This window comes from Pasteurella multocida, assembly GCF_900187275.1.
In the GTDB taxonomy this organism is placed as follows: domain Bacteria; phylum Pseudomonadota; class Gammaproteobacteria; order Enterobacterales; family Pasteurellaceae; genus Pasteurella; species Pasteurella multocida.
Map to the genome: position 1 here is coordinate 537,006 of NZ_LT906458.1, position 16,620 is coordinate 553,625.

General features: G+C 41.3%; 10 protein-coding genes. 6 read left to right on the forward strand and 4 right to left on the reverse strand.

From position 1 onward, the window contains the following. The first annotated feature begins 2 nt into the window (after positions 1-2). The 5 genes from glgB to CKV69_RS02565 all read left to right on the forward strand — a co-directional run bounded on the left by glgB (position 3) and on the right by CKV69_RS02565 (position 9,740). On the forward strand, positions 3-2,195 hold the full coding sequence (gene glgB / locus CKV69_RS02545; RefSeq protein ID WP_005726331.1) for a 1,4-alpha-glucan branching protein GlgB: 2,193 nt from the start codon (positions 3-5) through the stop codon (positions 2,193-2,195). Positions 2,196-2,238: 43 nt separating this feature from the next. Then, positions 2,239-4,257, forward strand: coding sequence for a glycogen debranching protein GlgX (gene glgX, locus CKV69_RS02550; RefSeq protein WP_014325976.1), 2,019 nt, complete (start codon positions 2,239-2,241; stop codon positions 4,255-4,257). A gap of 72 nt (positions 4,258-4,329) precedes the next feature. Next, positions 4,330-5,637, forward strand: a complete 1,308-nt coding sequence (gene glgC, locus CKV69_RS02555; RefSeq protein WP_005722006.1) for a glucose-1-phosphate adenylyltransferase — start codon at positions 4,330-4,332, stop codon at positions 5,635-5,637. Positions 5,638-5,716: 79 nt separating this feature from the next. Beyond that, positions 5,717-7,159 carry a glycogen synthase GlgA gene (gene glgA / locus CKV69_RS02560; protein WP_014325977.1) on the forward strand — a complete coding sequence of 481 codons (1,443 nt, stop codon included), beginning with the start codon at positions 5,717-5,719 and terminating at the stop codon, positions 7,157-7,159. Positions 7,160-7,283: 124 nt separating this feature from the next. Further along, positions 7,284-9,740, forward strand: coding sequence for a glycogen/starch/alpha-glucan phosphorylase (locus CKV69_RS02565; RefSeq protein WP_014325978.1), 2,457 nt, complete (start codon positions 7,284-7,286; stop codon positions 9,738-9,740). 105 nt (positions 9,741-9,845) lie between these two features. Here CKV69_RS02565 and ppc read toward each other — a convergent pair whose 3' ends face one another. The 4 genes from ppc to argR all read right to left on the reverse strand — a co-directional run bounded on the left by ppc (position 9,846) and on the right by argR (position 15,431). After that, on the reverse strand, positions 9,846-12,485 hold the full coding sequence (gene ppc, locus CKV69_RS02570; RefSeq protein WP_005726336.1) for a phosphoenolpyruvate carboxylase: 2,640 nt from the start codon (positions 12,483-12,485) through the stop codon (positions 9,846-9,848). 245 nt (positions 12,486-12,730) lie between these two features. Next, entirely contained in the window at positions 12,731-13,735 is a 1,005-nt protein-coding gene (gene purR, locus CKV69_RS02575; protein WP_005722015.1) for an HTH-type transcriptional repressor PurR, read from the reverse strand. A 317-nt stretch (positions 13,736-14,052) separates the two neighbouring features. Further along, positions 14,053-14,940 (reverse strand): TIGR01777 family oxidoreductase, encoded by an 888-nt coding sequence (locus CKV69_RS02580; protein WP_014325979.1) that lies wholly within the window; start codon positions 14,938-14,940, stop codon positions 14,053-14,055. Between the two features lie 23 nt (positions 14,941-14,963). After that, complete coding sequence (argR, locus tag CKV69_RS02585) at positions 14,964-15,431, reverse strand: transcriptional regulator ArgR (RefSeq protein WP_014325980.1); 468 nt, start codon at positions 15,429-15,431, stop codon at positions 14,964-14,966. 218 nt (positions 15,432-15,649) lie between these two features. Here argR and mdh point away from each other — a divergent pair, with 218 nt between their 5' ends. Next, complete coding sequence (gene mdh / locus CKV69_RS02590) at positions 15,650-16,585, forward strand: malate dehydrogenase (protein WP_005751419.1); 936 nt, start codon at positions 15,650-15,652, stop codon at positions 16,583-16,585. Positions 16,586-16,620: the final 35 nt, after the last annotated feature.

Consider the following 16,620-nt stretch of genomic DNA (forward strand, 5'->3'; position numbering starts at 1 on the left):
TTATGGTTCAATTAGTTTCACCTTCCGTGATCAATCAATTTTTTGAAGGAACGCATGCAGACCCATTTTCTGTGTTAGGGATGCATGAAACAGAGAAAGGAATTGAAATTCGCGCATTATTGCCGGATGCGAGCCGTGTGGTTGTGATTGACAGGGAAACGCATAACGCCGTTTGCGAATTAGAGCACGTCGATGAACGCGGTTTCTTTGCCGCGGTCATACCGAAAACAAGAACGTTTTTTGCCTATCAGTTACAGGTTTTTTGGGGCGCTGAATCACAATTTATTGAAGATCCTTACCGTTTCCATCCGATGCTGGCAGATTTAGACAATTGGCTGTTGAGTGAAGGATCGCATTTACGTCCTTATGAAGTGCTTGGTGCGCATTTTATGGAATGTGATGGCGTGTCTGGGGTGAATTTCCGTTTATGGGCACCAAATGCAAAACGTGTTTCGATTGTGGGCGATTTTAACTATTGGGATGGGCGTCGCCACCCAATGCGTTTTCATCAAAAGAGCGGTGTGTGGGAACTGTTTTTACCGAAAGCCTCATTGGGTCAACTGTATAAATTTGAATTGATAGACTGTCATGGTCAGTTACGCTTAAAAGCGGATCCTTATGCCTTTAGTTCACAACTGCGTCCTGATACGGCCTCACAAATTAGCGCGTTACCCGAAATTGTGCCAATGACAGAACAACGTCGTAAAGCGAATCAATTTGATCAACCTATTTCGATTTATGAAGTCCACCTTGGTTCGTGGCGTCGCAATTTAGAAAATAATTTTTGGTTGGATTATGATCAAATTGCCGATGAGCTCATTCCTTATGTGAAAGAGATGGGCTTTACTCACATTGAATTTTTACCGATTTCTGAATTTCCATTTGATGGTTCTTGGGGCTATCAACCCTTGGGGCTGTACTCGCCAACTAGTCGGTTTGGTACGGCAGAAGGCTTTAAGCGTTTAATTGAAAAAGCACACCAAGCTGGGATCAATGTTATTTTAGACTGGGTACCCGGTCATTTCCCAAGTGATACTCACGGCTTAGCGGCATTTGATGGCACGGCGCTTTATGAACATGCTGATCCGCGTGAAGGCTACCACCAAGATTGGAATACCTTAATTTATAACTATGGACGTAATGAAGTGCGTAACTTTTTATCCAGCAATGCACTTTATTGGTTAGAACGTTTTGGCTTAGATGGTATTCGGGTGGATGCCGTTGCTTCGATGATTTATCGTGATTATAGCCGTGCCGAAGGAGAGTGGATTCCAAACCAATACGGTGGACGTGAAAATTTAGAAGCCATTGAATTTTTAAAACACACTAACTGGAAAATTGATTCTGAAGTACAAGGCGCGATTTCGATTGCTGAAGAATCGACATCTTTTGCAGGCGTTACCAAGCCGTCCACAGAAGGGGGGCTAGGATTCCACTTTAAATGGAATATGGGCTGGATGAATGACACCTTATCTTACATGCAAAAAGATCCGGTGTATCGTCAATATCACCACGATCAAATGACTTTTGGTATGGTGTATCAATACAGCGAAAATTTTGTGTTACCGCTATCCCACGATGAAGTGGTACACGGTAAATGTTCTTTACTCGGTAAAATGCCGGGCGATGCGTGGCAAAAATTTGCTAACTTGCGCGCTTATTATGGTTATATGTGGGGCTATCCGGGTAAAAAATTGCTCTTTATGGGCAATGAATTTGCGCAAGGGCGCGAATGGAATTATCAAGAAAGCCTCGATTGGTTTTTACTGGAAGAAGAACACGGTGGGCGATGGCATCAAGGCGTGCAATTGTTAGTGAAAGATCTCAATCATATTTATCAACAACATGCCTCGTTATTTGAACTCGACGGCTCGCCAGAAGGATTTGACTGGTTAGTGGTTGATGATCGTCAAAACTCGGTGTTTGCCTTTGAACGCCGCAGTAAAGACGGAGAGCGAATTATTGTCGTGAGTAACTTCACGCCAGTACCACGTCATGATTATCGTTTTGGCGTCAATATGGCGGGTAACTATGTGGAAATCTTAAACACAGATTCGGCATTTTATCAGGGGTCGAATGTTGGTAATTACGGTGAAGTAGGCAGTGAAGCGATTCCAAGCCATGCGCGAGCACAATCAATTTGTGTATCTATTCCGCCACTCGCCACGATTTATTTGAAATATCAAGGGGAATAACGGTGCGTGATAGGCTGTCCTATTCCATATATAAGCAGTCAAAATGTGTAGTCAAAGTGATAATGTTGTACAAATGAATACGATCAAAAGTGGGAAACCCTCTCCGTTGGGGTGTTCAAAACAAACGGAAGAAGGGCAAGACGGCTATAACTTCGCGCTTTTTTCTCAAGCTGCGCGACGAGTTGAGTTGTGTTTGTTCAGCGAAGGGCAAGAGCGACGGGTTGATTTACAACCAAGTGATGATGGGATTTGGCATATTTGGTTGAGCGATGTGTCTGTTGGGACAGAATATGCTTATCGAATTTCGGGTAAAACTGACCGCACTTTAGCGAACCCGAATAAGTTGATGCTTGATCCCTATGCTAAAGCGGTTGTGGGCAAACCGGATCTGAGTACAGCGGAAAAACGTGCTTGGTTTGATCTTAATGACCCTCGAGATAACGCACATCTTGCGCCGAAGGCAGTTATTATAGATGAGGCCTTTGATTGGCAAGGAGATAAACCACTACGAACCCCTTGGGCACAAACAGTGATTTATGAAATGCATGTCAAAGGCTTTAGCCAATTACGTGAAGATTTACCTGAAGCCTTGCGAGGGACTTATACGGGTTTAGCACATCCTAATATGATTGCGTATTTGCAAGACTTAGGCGTGACAGCAGTCGAGCTATTACCAGTTCAATATCAAGCGGATGAAGTGCATTTACAAGAAAAAGGTTTAGCCAATTATTGGGGGTATAACCCATTAGCGATGTTTGCGCTAGAACCTCGTTATAGCTCACAGCACAGCAGTATGGGCGCATTGAATGAGTTTAAAACGATGGTTAAAGCATTACATCAAGCGGGTATCGAAGTAATTTTGGATGTCGTGTTTAACCATACAGCTGAGTCAGAAAAGTATTTCCCGACGTTCAGTCAGCGTGGCATTGATGATGAAACTTACTATTGGCAAGACGCACAAGGACATTATCACAATTGGACGGGCTGCGGTAATACACTTAATTTGTCACAGCCGATCACGCGTCGTTGGGTGCTAGATTGTTTATGCTATTGGGTTGAGGCTTGCCATGTAGACGGTTTTCGTTTTGATTTAGGTTCAGTACTTGGGCGTGAGGGAGAAGGGGGCTTTAACCCACAAGCACAATTATTTGCCGATATTCAAGCAGAACCTCGCTTACAAGGCTGCAAATTGATTGCTGAACCTTGGGATATTGGTGATTTTGGCTATCAAATGGGTAACTTCCCCGCTTATTTTGCTGAATGGAATGATCGTTTTCGTGATGATGTGACGCGTTTTTGGTTGTGGAAGAGTGGTGAAAGTGGTGCATTTGCACAACGTTTAGCGGGGTCAAGTGATTTATTCCAACAAACCCGCCAAGTACACAATTCGATTAATTTCATTACCGCACATGATGGTTTTACTTTACGTGATTTAGTCAGTTATAACGAGAAACACAATTGGGCAAATGGTGAAAATAACCGAGATGGGCGTAATCACAATTACAGTTATAACCATGGTGTTGAAGGGATCGACAATGTGCCAAGTGCGGTAGAAAATGGGCGTCTTTTAAGTAGCATTGCCTTATTGATGAATTTACTCTTAGCAAATGGCACGCCGATGCTCCTTGCGGGGGACGAATTTGGCAATTCTCAGTTTGGTAATAATAATGCCTATTGCCAAGATAATGAAATTGCTTGGCTTAAATGGCAAGATTTTAATCCCGTATTATTTAATGCGACTAAGCAAACGATTGCATTGCGAAAACAAATAGCGAGTTTACAACAAGACTGTTGGTGGTCTGAGGTAAATGTGCAATGGCTCAATACAAAAGGGGAGCCAATGACAATCGCGGATTGGCATAATCAAGAAAGCAAAGCCTTACAAGTGCTTTTAGATAACAAATGGCTTTTTTTGATTAATGCGAAACAAAAATTACAAACTTTTTCGTTACCAGAAGGTGATTGGGAAGTTATGTATTGTGCAACAAACTTAACCACTCAAGGCGGTTTTATCGAGTTGGATGATGTCACTTTTGGTGTGTTGCAACAGTTAAATAAGTAGTAATTATATGTAAACAATAATAAGGGTTGTTGATATGAGGTTGTGCAACGTTACCCAATAATGGAGGTCATTATGAATAGTAGCATTGTAAAATTGCCTAATAAATATGAGTTAGTGAAAGATACGTTAGTCTTAATTCTGGCAGGGGGTCGGGGGTCTCGCCTGTATGAGTTGACGGATAAACGTGCAAAACCAGCACTGTATTTCGGGGGGAATCGTCGGATTATCGATTTTGCATTATCAAATTGCTTAAATTCAGGTTTAAACCGCATTGGTGTCGTGACACAATATGCGGCGCATTCTTTGCTACGTCATTTACAAAACGGTTGGTCATTCTTACCCGCTGAGCGCGGCGAATTTATTGATATGTTACCTGCGCGTCAGCAGATTGATGATTCAACGTGGTACCGTGGTACGGCCGATGCGGTTTATCAAAATATGGCGATCATTCGTGATCATTACTGCCCTAAATATATCCTGATTTTGGCTGGGGATCATATTTACAAACAAGATTATAGCCAAATGTTATTGGATCACATTCATAGTGGCGCAAAATGTACAGTCGGTTGTATTGAAGTTGAACGTGAAAAAGCCACGGAATTTGGTGTGATGGCAGTGAATGAAAACTTAAAAGTGAAGTCATTTGTGGAAAAACCAAAAGATCCACCAGCGATGGTCGGTAAACCAAACACTTCACTCGCCTCCATGGGGATTTATGTGTTTGATGCGGATTATCTTTATGATGTGTTAGAACGTGAAGTCAGTTCACCTTATACCTCACATGACTTTGGTAAAGATATTTTACCAAAAGCATTAGAAGAAGGCGTATTGTATGCGCATCCATTTAGCCGTTCGTGCATGGGACGCAATACTGAAGGGGAAATTTACTGGCGTGATGTGGGGACATTAGACAGTTTCTGGCAATCGAATATTGACTTAGTGTGTGAAAATCCACAGTTAGATATTTATGACCAAAGTTGGCCAATTCGTGGGAACCCAGTACAAACCTATCCATCAAAATTCTTCTATAAGAAAGAAAATGCGCGTCCAGTAGATAATTCCTTGATTTCTGGTGGTTGCGTGATTACAGATGCTTCTATTAGTTATTCCGTCTTATTTGACCGGATTAAAATTAATGAAGGTTCTCAAATTGATCACTGCGTCGTGTTACCACAAGTGACGATTGGTAAAAACTGTAAATTAAAACGTTGTATCATTGATCGCCATTCTGTGATTCCAGATGGCATGGAAATTGGCGTGGATTTAGAACTTGATCGTCAACGTTTTAGAGTCAGCTCTGGTGGTGTTGTATTGGTGACACCATCCATGTTAAAGAAGCTTAATGGTGAAGAAGTGGCGTCAGAAGCCCATCTTGATTAATTAAGTATGGCATCTAAGAAAATACGGTGTTTTGTCGTACGCCGTATTTTCTTTTGCAATATCTTCAAAGGAATAAAAAATGAAAGTATTACATGCTTGCTCGGAGTTATACCCCTTGTTAAAAACCGGTGGGTTGGCAGATGTGATGGGCGCATTACCTTTTGCACAAAAAGAGATTGGAATTGACGCACGTATTGTCTTACCGGCGTATCCTGCAATTAAGGCGGGCATTCCTGAGACGACTGTTGTCAGTGAATTTGATAATTTTGCAGGGCATATTGTGTTGCGTTATGGTGAATATAAAGGTCTTGGTGTGTATTTAATTGATGCGCCTCATTTATATCAACGTGAAGGCAATCCTTACCATGATCAATGGTATAACGATTATGCCGATAACTATAAACGTTTTGCATTATTAGGCTGGGTCGCAGCGGAATTAGCCACGGGATTAGACAGTTGGTGGCATGCGGATGTGGTGCATGCACATGACTGGCATGCCGGATTAGCCAGTGCTTATTTGTTTAATAAAGGTCGCCCTGCTAAATCTGTTTTCACGATTCATAATTTAGCCTATCAAGGACAATTTGCTTATCACCATTTAGTTGAAATTGGTTTACCTGCTGGCATGTTCCATGTGGATGGATTGGAATTACACGGTCAGATTTCTTACTTAAAAGCGGGACTTTATTATTCTGATGCGGTGACGGCAGTGAGCCCAACTTATGCAAAAGAAATCACCACCCCTGAATTTGGGTATGGCTTACAAGGGCTATTAACCACATTAAATTCACAAGGGAAATTAGTCGGGATTTTAAATGGTGTGGATGATCAAATCTGGCATCCAAATCATGATGCGTACATTGAGCATCATTACAAATTAAAAGCCATGACGGGTAAACGTAAAAACAAAGAGGCATTGCAAGCTTACTTTAACTTACCACAAGATCCGGACGCGTTATTATTTGTGATGGTGACACGTTTAACAGAGCAAAAGGGGGTGGATCTGTTAATTGACAGTGCCGAAGAAATTGTAAAACAGGGTGGGCAATTAACGATTTTAGGTTCAGGATCGCCGCATTTAGAAGCCGGTATCTTACATTTAGCCCAGCAATATCCACACCAAATTGCGGTGAAAATTGGCTATGATGAAGCCTTATCTCATTTAATGATTGCAGGTGGTGACGTCATTTTAGTGCCAAGTCGTTTTGAGCCTTGTGGCTTAACGCAGTTATACGGTTTGAAATATGGCACCTTACCGTTAGTCAGAGCCACCGGTGGTTTGGCGGATACCGTGGTAAATGCGACAGTAGAAAACATCAAGTCACGACTAGCGACAGGATTTGTATTTGAGCAAGCAAGCCGTGAGGCATTACGCCAAGCCTTAGTAAATGCCTTTGCGTTATGGCAAAAACAGCGCCTTTGGTTTACGGTGCGTAGCGTCGCGATGGAACAAGATTTTAGCTGGCAAATTTCAGCGACGGGTTATCATGCCCTATATCAACGTCTTTTATCGTTCAACTAGTATAGATTGAAGTGTGTAAATTTTTGGTCTGTTGTTATTTTTTTGATAAAAAATTGTTGCATTTTTAGTCAAAAATGACTAAATTGCACCGTTTTCTAAAATAATTAGGAGTGTAAAATAAATTATGATTATGGATAACTTTGATTCACCTTTTCTCTATAATCGCCCTGAAATTACCGTTGACTCGTTGAAAAAAAGTATTGTTTATAAATTGATTTTTTCAATTGGTCGATCACCGAAAGAAGCCAGTCAACGTGATTGGTTGAATGCCACTTTATATGCGGTACGTGATTTTGTGACAGAAGGTTGGATTACGACAGCACGTCAATCAAGAAGTGAAGAAACCCGTCGTGTTTATTATCTGTCAATGGAGTTTTTAATTGGTCGTACGTTGTCTAATGCGATGCTCGCAGAAGGCGTTTATGACGTCGCGAAGCAAGCCTTATCTGAACTTAACGTCAACTTAGAAGATGTATTAGAAAAAGAAGTTGATCCGGGTTTAGGTAATGGGGGATTAGGGCGTTTAGCGGCTTGTTTTATGGACTCTATCGCGACCCTAGCTTTACCTGGTGTAGGATACGGTATTCGTTATGAATACGGTATGTTTAAGCAAGAAATCGAAGATGGTCACCAAGTGGAAAAGCCGGATGCTTGGCTAGATAAAGGCGCCGCATGGGAGTTTATTCGTCCTTCGAAACGTCATACTGTTCGTTTTGGTGGCGGCATTCATTTTGAAGGTAAAAAATGTATTTGGACGAGCAAAGAAGAAGTTGAAGCCTTAGCGTATGACCAAATGATTCCAGGGTATGCGAATGATTCAGCCGCAACACTACGTTTATGGAGTGCTTATGCGGGGGATCGTTTTGATTTAGCAGATTTTAATAAAGGCGATTATTTTGCTGCAGTACAAGATCGCACATTAAGTAAAAATATCTCGCGCGTATTGTATCCTGATGATTCGACTTGGAGTGGACGTGAATTGCGTTTGCGTCAAGAATATTTCTTAGTTTCTGCTTCGTTACAAGACATTATCTATCGCCATAAGCGTATTCATAACACGATGGAAAACTTTGCAGACAAAGTGGCAATTCATTTAAATGATACTCACCCTGCCTTAGCCATTCCGGAATTAATGGTGATTTTAATTGACCAAGAAGGTTACGAATGGAAGAAAGCATGGGACATTACTCGTCGTGTGTTCTCTTATACGTGCCATACGTTAATGTCAGAAGCGTTGGAAACATGGCCAGTCGAAATGATGGCTCATATTTTACCTCGCCATTTACAAATGATTTTTGAGATCAATGACTACTTCCTAGAGTATGTCAGAACCTATGTTTCAACCGATGCGGAATTTATCCGTCGTGTCTCCTTAATTGAAGAAGGCGATCACCGTAAAGTGCGTATGGGCTGGTTATCTGTGGTAGGGTCGAATAAAGTGAATGGCGTGGCGGCAATTCACTCTGAATTAATGGTCACTTCAACCTTTGCGGATTTTGCGCGTATTTACCCAGAACGCTTTACTAACGTGACTAATGGGATTACACCACGTCGTTGGATTGGTGTCGCTAACCCAGAATTATCAGCATTATTTGATCGATACATTGGTAAAGAATGGCGCCGTGATTTAAGTCAATTAACCTTGTTAAAAGACAAAGTGCAAGATCCTGAACTGAAAAAATCCATTGCGCAAATCAAATATAATAACAAAGTCAAACTCGCCAATTACATCAAAAATGAGTTAGGTGTGGAAGTTGATCCAAATGCCTTATTTGATGTGCAAGTGAAACGTATTCATGAGTACAAACGTCAAATTTTAAACGTCTTGCATATTATTGCTCGTTATAACGCGATGTTAGAAAACCCAGAGAAAGATTGGGTACCTCGTGTCTTTATTTTAGCGGGGAAAGCGGCATCTGCGTATTATGCTGCAAAACAAACCATTAATTTAATCAATGACGTAGCGAATATCATTAATTACGATGAACGCTTACAAGGTCGTTTAAAAGTGGTGTTTATTCCTAATTATAGTGTCAGTTTGGCGGAATTGATTATTCCAGCGGCAGACATTTCAGAACAAATTTCATTAGCGGGTACTGAAGCGTCAGGGACAAGTAACATGAAATTTGCCTTAAATGGTGCACTCACGATTGGTACATTAGATGGGGCAAACGTTGAAATTTTAGATAATGTGGGTCAAGACCATATCTTTATCTTTGGTAATACGGTTGAACAAGTGGAATCGTTACGTCGTCACGGATACCGTCCATTTGACTATTATCAAAATGATGAAGAATTGCGTAAAGTGGTTGATCAAATTGTTTCAGGTCGTTTCTCACCAACGGATGCGAACCGTTATCACCAGTTGTTGCAGTCATTACAATACCATGATTACTATCAGGCATTTGCTGATTTCCGTAGTTATGTGGATATGCAACAAAACGTGGATGCGAAATACCAAGATCAAAACGCGTGGATTGACAGTACTTTGCAAAATATTGTCAATATGAGCTATTTCTCTTCAGACCGCACTATCTTGGAATATGCTGAAAAAATCTGGAAGATTAAGCCAGTGAAATAAAAAGCACTTGCTGACATAAAAGTGCGGTAAAAACTAAACGATTTTCACCGCACTTAGTTGAGAAAAGAAAAGTCACAGTAACAAGACTGTGGCTTTTTGTTTGACTTAACCCGTATTACGCATACCGGCTGCGACACCGGTAATGGTGATCATTAACGCTTGTTCCACATCTGGATTTGGATTGTCAGGATTACGTCTTAACCGGCGTAAAAGTTCCACTTGTAACAAATTGAGCGGATCAGTATACACATTACGTAATGCAATAGATTCTGCAATCCAAGGTAAATCGGACATTAATTGATCTTCGTGAGAAAGAGATAAGACCGTTTGAATGTCCTGTTTTAATTGCTCACGCAAAGATTCGCCTAAATACCAGAGTGCGGGGTCAACCAAGTGTTGATCATAATGTTCAGAAAGCCAAGTATCCGTTTTACTAAAGACCATTTCTAACATTCCAATACGCGTGGAGAAAAATGGCCACGTTTTACACATGTCTTCAATAACGGTTTTTTGTCCTTTTTCAATCGCTTGACGAAGAGAGGCGCCTGCCCCTAACCAAGCGGGTAACATCAAGCGGTTTTGCATCCAGGCGAAAATCCATGGAATAGCGCGTAAGCTTTCTACACCGCCATTTGGATTACGTTTAGCGGGGCGCGAGCCTAAAGGTAATTTGGATAATTCTTGTTCTGGCGTCGCTGCACGAAAATAAGGCACGAAATCTTTTTCACCCCGTACGACATCACGGTAAATCTGGCAAGAGATAGTGGACAGCTCATCCATCACTGTCCGCCATTGTGCTTTAGGTTCTGGTGGGGGAAGGAGATTGGCTTCTAAAATTGCACTGGCATATAAGCCCAAACTTTCTACGGCAACGGCGGGTAAACCTAATTTAAAACGAATCATTTCTCCTTGCTCTGTGACTCGTAATCCATTTTTTAATGAGCGAGGCGGCTGTGAAAGTAAGGCCGCATGGGCAGGTGCCCCACCGCGTCCAATGGTACCGCCACGACCATGGAATAAAGTGAGTTCAATATTGCATTTATCGCAGAGGTTGACCAAGGCTTCTTGTGCACAGTATTGTGCCCAAGAGGCCGCCATCATCCCCGCATCTTTGGCAGAATCCGAATAACCAATCATCACCATTTGTTTATTATTGATGACACCACGGTACCAACCAATATTGAAGAGTTCGGACATGACTTGTTCTGAGGCGCGAAGATCATCTAAGGTTTCAAACAACGGCACCACAGGGAGATGGTAAGGCACGCCAGATTCTTTCAGTAATAAATGTACAGCAAGCACATCTGAGGCCGTTTTTGCCATAGAAATAATGTAACAAGAAATTACCCCTTCAGGCTGTTCAGCAATGACACGACAGGTATCCAACACTTCTTGCGTTGCGGCAGAAGGTTGCCATTCTCTTGGTAATAATGGACGACGTGAACTCAGTTCTTTGATTAAAAAGGCTTGTTTATCACTCTCACTCCATTGCGCATAATCGCCTAAACCGATATAGCGTGTGATTTCCGCAATCGCTTCTGCATGACGGGTACTTTCTTGACGAATATCTAAGCGAGAAAGTGTTACGCCAAAGCAACGAATACGGCGTAAACAATCGAGTAATAATCCGTTAGCAATGATGCGCATGCCACAGGCTTGTAAAGATTGATAGCAATCATAAAGCGGTTCCCAAAGTTGCGCATCTTGCGTAATGATGTCTTCTTCAGCAACACGTGGTGTACGGTTAGCTAAGAGATCATCGTAATAGGCTAGTGTTGCAGTAAGCTTGCTCCGTAATGCTTTTACAACAGTGCGGTAAGGTTCCACATGTGAGCCGTATTTGGCTTGGAATTCAGGGGTACATTTTACTACCGAAAGTTCATCAGATAGGGCTTGAATGTCGGTTAAAAAGAGATCGGCAGCTTTCCAACGGGCTAAGCGCAATACTTGACGGGTTACTTCAGCGGTGACAAAAGGATTCCCGTCACGATCGCCTCCCATCCAAGAGGAAAAACGAATTGGATTGAGTTCAACGGGTAAATGAAAACCAAAATATTCGACCGCACTGGTATTTAAATGGCGCAGAAATTCAGGCACCGCCTGCCATAAACTGTTTTCTATGACGGCAAATCCCCATTTTGCTTCTTCAAAGGGGGTAGGACGTTGGGTACGAATTTCGTTGGTATGCCAAGCCTGTGCGATCAACTGTAATAAACGGCGTTCAATGGCTTTACGCTCAGCGTCGGTTAAATCAGTATGTTCTAATTTACTTAAACATTTATTAATTTCGACATGTTTATGGACTAGGGAACGACGCGTTACTTCAGTGGGATGGGCCGTTAAGACCAGTTCAATTAATAATTTTTGCACGGTTTCCATGACGTTTTCTTTGGGCACCTGTTGCGCTTTTAAGCGTTTAAAAAGGGCTGAAATAGAACGCTCAGAGGCAACATGATCGTGGTGGTGACGAGAAATCGTCTGATATTGTTCAGCAATATTGGTTAGATTGAGGAATTGGCTAAATGCGCGAGCCACAGGGATAATGTTCTCGTTAGAGATAGTCGCTAAGGTGTTTAATAACGCATTACGTGCTTGATCATCCCCATGGCGGGAGTTACGTGAAAGGACACGGATGTTTTCAATTAACTCCAGAATGTCACTACCTTGTGCATCACTAATGGTTTCGCCTAAAAAACGCCCTAACATACTGATATTATTACGCATAGTAGAATACTGCTGAATCATAAAAAGCCTCTCTGAATAATCCTCGATTTCAACGAATGAAAGGTAAAATACCTCGACTAAGCAAGATATAAACAAAAATACTTTGAAAGATCAATGATAATTAATTCATAAAATAAAAAAATGGAAATAAGTGGATTTCTTTTGTTTTTAATCAATTTTTTAGATTTTTTATTGAATATTTTTTAATGAATGGCGTTAAATATTAATGCCCTTATATTGTGAAAAAAATAAGGGCATTATGGACGTTAAAGGCGAGATTTGACTGATTTACGGATGACAAGTTCAGGATGCATTTCGATGACGGCACGCTCTTCAGATTTTTCATTAATGCGTTCGAATAATAAGGTCACCGCACGAGCACCTAAACGGGATTTTGATTGGTGTATGGTGGTTAAAGGTGGGGAGTAAAAGCGTGAAGCGTGAATATTATCATAACCAATAATTGAAATATCTTCTGGCACACGTAAACCTTTTTCACCGATTGCGGAAATTGCCCCTAACGCCATAACATCATTACAGCAAAAGACAGCCGTCGGGAGAGTGTCTTGTGCCAAGATTTTATTCATGCACTCATAACCATCCTCAGGCTCAAAGAATCCCTCCATCACCCAATCAGGATTAATCTTTAGCCCTGCTTCATTCATCGCTTTAATGAAACCTTCATAGCGTGTTTTGGCTGTCGTTTTCGTAAGCTCACCTGCAATAATACCGATATCTTTATGCCCGTGATCAATTAAATATTTTGTGGCAAGATAACCGCCCTCAAAACTGTGATCTTGAATGATATCAGTATGTTTATTATCTGGTCCCCAGTCCATCACGACCAGTGGCAAAGAGGTGAAATTCGCTAATAAATCGAGTGAATCTTGAGTATATTCTGCACACATGACTAAGATGCCATCGACGCGTTTTTTAATCAGCATTTCAAGGTGGTTTTTAATTTTTTCCACGTTATTTTGTGTATTACATAAAAACAGTGAGTAACCTTGGCGATAGCAATGTTCTTCCACCGCGTGAATGATTTCTGCAAAATAAGGGGCTTCACTACTGGTGACAATCATGCCAATCGATTTTGTCGTATTGACTTTTAAGCTACGTGCGACCGCACTAGGGGAATAGTTGAGTTCTTGAATTGCTTGCAATACCAGTTTTTCTGTTTCAGCTGCAACAAAGCGGGTTTTATTAATTACATGCGAAACTGTGGTGGTGGACACCCCAGCCATTTTTGCGACATCTTTAATTGTTGCCATAATTCTTTTTCTCCATACAAATGGATTTCATTATAAAGAGTGAATGACAATTGGTTAAGTAATAGATGAGAAATATTTGTCTAACATCACAATTTTCATTTTTAAATGTTGAAAGAGACTTCTATTTCATATCGGTTTATTGATAGAATGGAACTCTATTTGATTAATCCGTAGAGGTAACAATGAGTGAATTTGGTTATGCAATGATGACAGTTGCTTTGGCGCTAGGTTTAATTGTTGTATTGGCGTTCTCAATTTTTTAAGACTAAACAAAATAAAAATAACGAAAGATCGAGGCATAATCGCCTTGGTCTTTTTTATTTGAGTATTGCTTGAAGTGCGGATTTTAATTCAGGGTAATCAAAGACAAATCCTTGAGCGAGAAGTTTTTCGGGCACAATTTTTTGGCTATCTAAAAGTAACTGTGTGCGTTCGCCGAGGAAAAAGCGGAGAAGCAATTCAGGCACAGTGGCAAATGCAGGTCGCTTAAGGATGTTCGCTAAGGTGTTGTTGAATTCAACATGACGAACTGGATTAGGGGAAACCAAATTAAAGGCGCCCTGACATTGGTGATTTTCTAATAAAAATAAAATGCCCTTCACCATGTCGTCGAGTGCGATCCATGCCCAATATTGCTTGCCAGAACCTAACTTTCCCCCAAGCCCTAAACGATAGAGGGGGAGCATTTTCGCTAAAGCACCGCCTGTTTTACTCAGGACAATCCCTGTACGCAATAAACAAACTCGTGTTTTGGCGCATAACGCTTCTGATTCCCAACGTTGGCACAGTTGGCTTGGAAACGTATCTGTTGCTGGCGCGTTTTCCGTGATGATTTCTTCTGCTTTATGTCCATAATAACCAGTGGCTGAGCCTGAAATAAAGGTATGCGGTGGGGTGCGACTGGCATTGATTCGTTGTACTAACTGTGCCGTTAAATTGACGCGGCTTTCTACTAGACGTTGTTTTTGTTGGGCTGTCCAACGTTTTTCAAAAATAGGTTCGCCAGCGAGATTAATAACTGCATCGAAGGTATCTAGCGTTGTATATTGTGCAAGAGAAGAAATGAGTGTGACAGAAGCAGGTAACTTCTGTTTGGCGGCTTTAGGATCTCGAACCAATGCGGTGACCCCATGTGCGTGTTTGATGAGTTGCGAAGTTAGGTGGGAGCCAATTAATCCTGTTGCACCGGTAATTAAAATATTCATGTTAAGCCCCCACTATCATTGTGTTATATACTGCTTTCAAATAAATTTCGGATACTTTTGATTAAATCTGCAATATTGGCATCTAAAGTGGGGGTGACAAAAATCGTATCATCACCTGCGATTGTTCCTAAGATGCCGTCGGCTTTACCAATCGAGTCGAGCAGTCGCGCAATTAATTGGGCTGCACCAGGCGTCGTTCTTATTACGACAACAAAATGGTTGTGATCAATGTCTAGAACTAAATTTTTCAGTGGGCTTTTGGTATTTGGCACACTGAGTTCATTTGGCAAGCAATAAACCATTTCCATGCGGGTATTGCGTGTTCTGACCGCGCCAAATTTGGTTAACATTCGTGAGACTTTCGATTGGTTAATCTGTGTAAAACCAAGCTCTTGTAAGGCTTGTACAATCTCGCTTTGTGAGCCAAATCGTTCCTGGGCAAGAAGATCTTTAAAGGCATTGAGTAAGTTATCTTGTTTCTCGTAATTCATAGTGGGGGTTCCTTTCACCAGATAATGCAATGATCTTGCATAAATTTGCATAAATATGCAAATGAATTCCGCCGTCTTGTTTTGTTTTTATGCAAATAAGAGGCTTTTTTTGTGAAAATTTGAGTTAGATCTCACTATTGCATTTCTTTATTTGAAATTGGTTGTGGTTCATTCTAAAATCATAGGTATTTAGTTTATTAACCCATAAGGAGTAGCAAATGAAAGTTGCAGTTCTAGGTGCCGCAGGTGGTATTGGTCAAGCGTTAGCATTATTATTGAAATTACAATTACCAGCCGGTTCAGAGTTATCATTATATGATATTGCCCCCGTGACACCAGGTGTTGCTGCGGATGTCAGCCATATTCCAACAGCTGTAAAAGTGCAAGGATTTGCCGGTGAAGATCCAACACCTGCATTACAAGGGGCTGATGTAGTATTAATTTCTGCAGGTGTTGCACGTAAACCGGGTATGGATCGTTCTGATTTATTTAATATTAATGCCGGTATCGTGCGTAACTTAATTGAGAAAGTTGCGCAAGTTTGTCCAAAAGCTTGTGTGGGGATTATTACTAATCCAGTGAATACGACAGTAGCAATTGCGGCTGAAGTATTGAAAAAAGCGGGTGTTTACGATAAGCGTAAATTATTCGGTGTAACCACATTAGATATTATTCGTTCTGAAACCTTTGTATCAGAATTGAAAAATTTAGAGCCAGCGCGCACGACAGTGCCTGTGATTGGTGGGCATTCTGGTGTCACCATTCTTCCATTACTTTCTCAAGTCCAATACGCAGAGTGGAATGAAGCGGAAATTGCACCATTAACAAAACGTATTCAAAATGCGGGTACCGAAGTGGTCGAAGCAAAAGCGGGTGGTGGTTCAGCAACGTTATCCATGGCACAAGCCGCAGCACGTTTTGCACTTTCTTTAGTTAAAGGCTTAAATGGGGAAAATGTAGTTGAATGTACTTATGTGGAAGGTGATGGCAAATATGCCCGTTTCTTTGCTCAGCCTGTTCGTTTAGGTAAAGAAGGGGTTGAAGAAATCCTGCCATTAGGACCATTGAGTGCATTTGAACAACACGCATTAGATGCAATGTTAGAAACATTACGTGCGGATATTGAATTAGGCGAGAAATTTGTCAATCAATAATCTGTGACAGGAAAAAGTGATTTCTAAAGAGTATC

Coding starts and splice junctions, on each gene's coding strand:
- ppc (WP_005726336.1), bottom strand. CDS start 12,485: ATGATTCAGCAGTATTCTACTATGCGTAATAATATCAGTATGTTAGGG.
- glgX (WP_014325976.1), top strand. CDS start 2,239: ATGTGTAGTCAAAGTGATAATGTTGTACAAATGAATACGATCAAAAGT.
- argR (WP_014325980.1), bottom strand. CDS start 15,431: ATGAATTACGAGAAACAAGATAACTTACTCAATGCCTTTAAAGATCTT.
- purR (WP_005722015.1), bottom strand. CDS start 13,735: ATGGCAACAATTAAAGATGTCGCAAAAATGGCTGGGGTGTCCACCACC.
- glgA (WP_014325977.1), top strand. CDS start 5,717: ATGAAAGTATTACATGCTTGCTCGGAGTTATACCCCTTGTTAAAAACC.
- glgB (WP_005726331.1), top strand. CDS start 3: ATGGTTCAATTAGTTTCACCTTCCGTGATCAATCAATTTTTTGAAGGA.
- CKV69_RS02580 (WP_014325979.1), bottom strand. CDS start 14,940: ATGAATATTTTAATTACCGGTGCAACAGGATTAATTGGCTCCCACCTA.
- glgC (WP_005722006.1), top strand. CDS start 4,330: ATGAATAGTAGCATTGTAAAATTGCCTAATAAATATGAGTTAGTGAAA.
- CKV69_RS02565 (WP_014325978.1), top strand. CDS start 7,284: ATGATTATGGATAACTTTGATTCACCTTTTCTCTATAATCGCCCTGAA.
- mdh (WP_005751419.1), top strand. CDS start 15,650: ATGAAAGTTGCAGTTCTAGGTGCCGCAGGTGGTATTGGTCAAGCGTTA.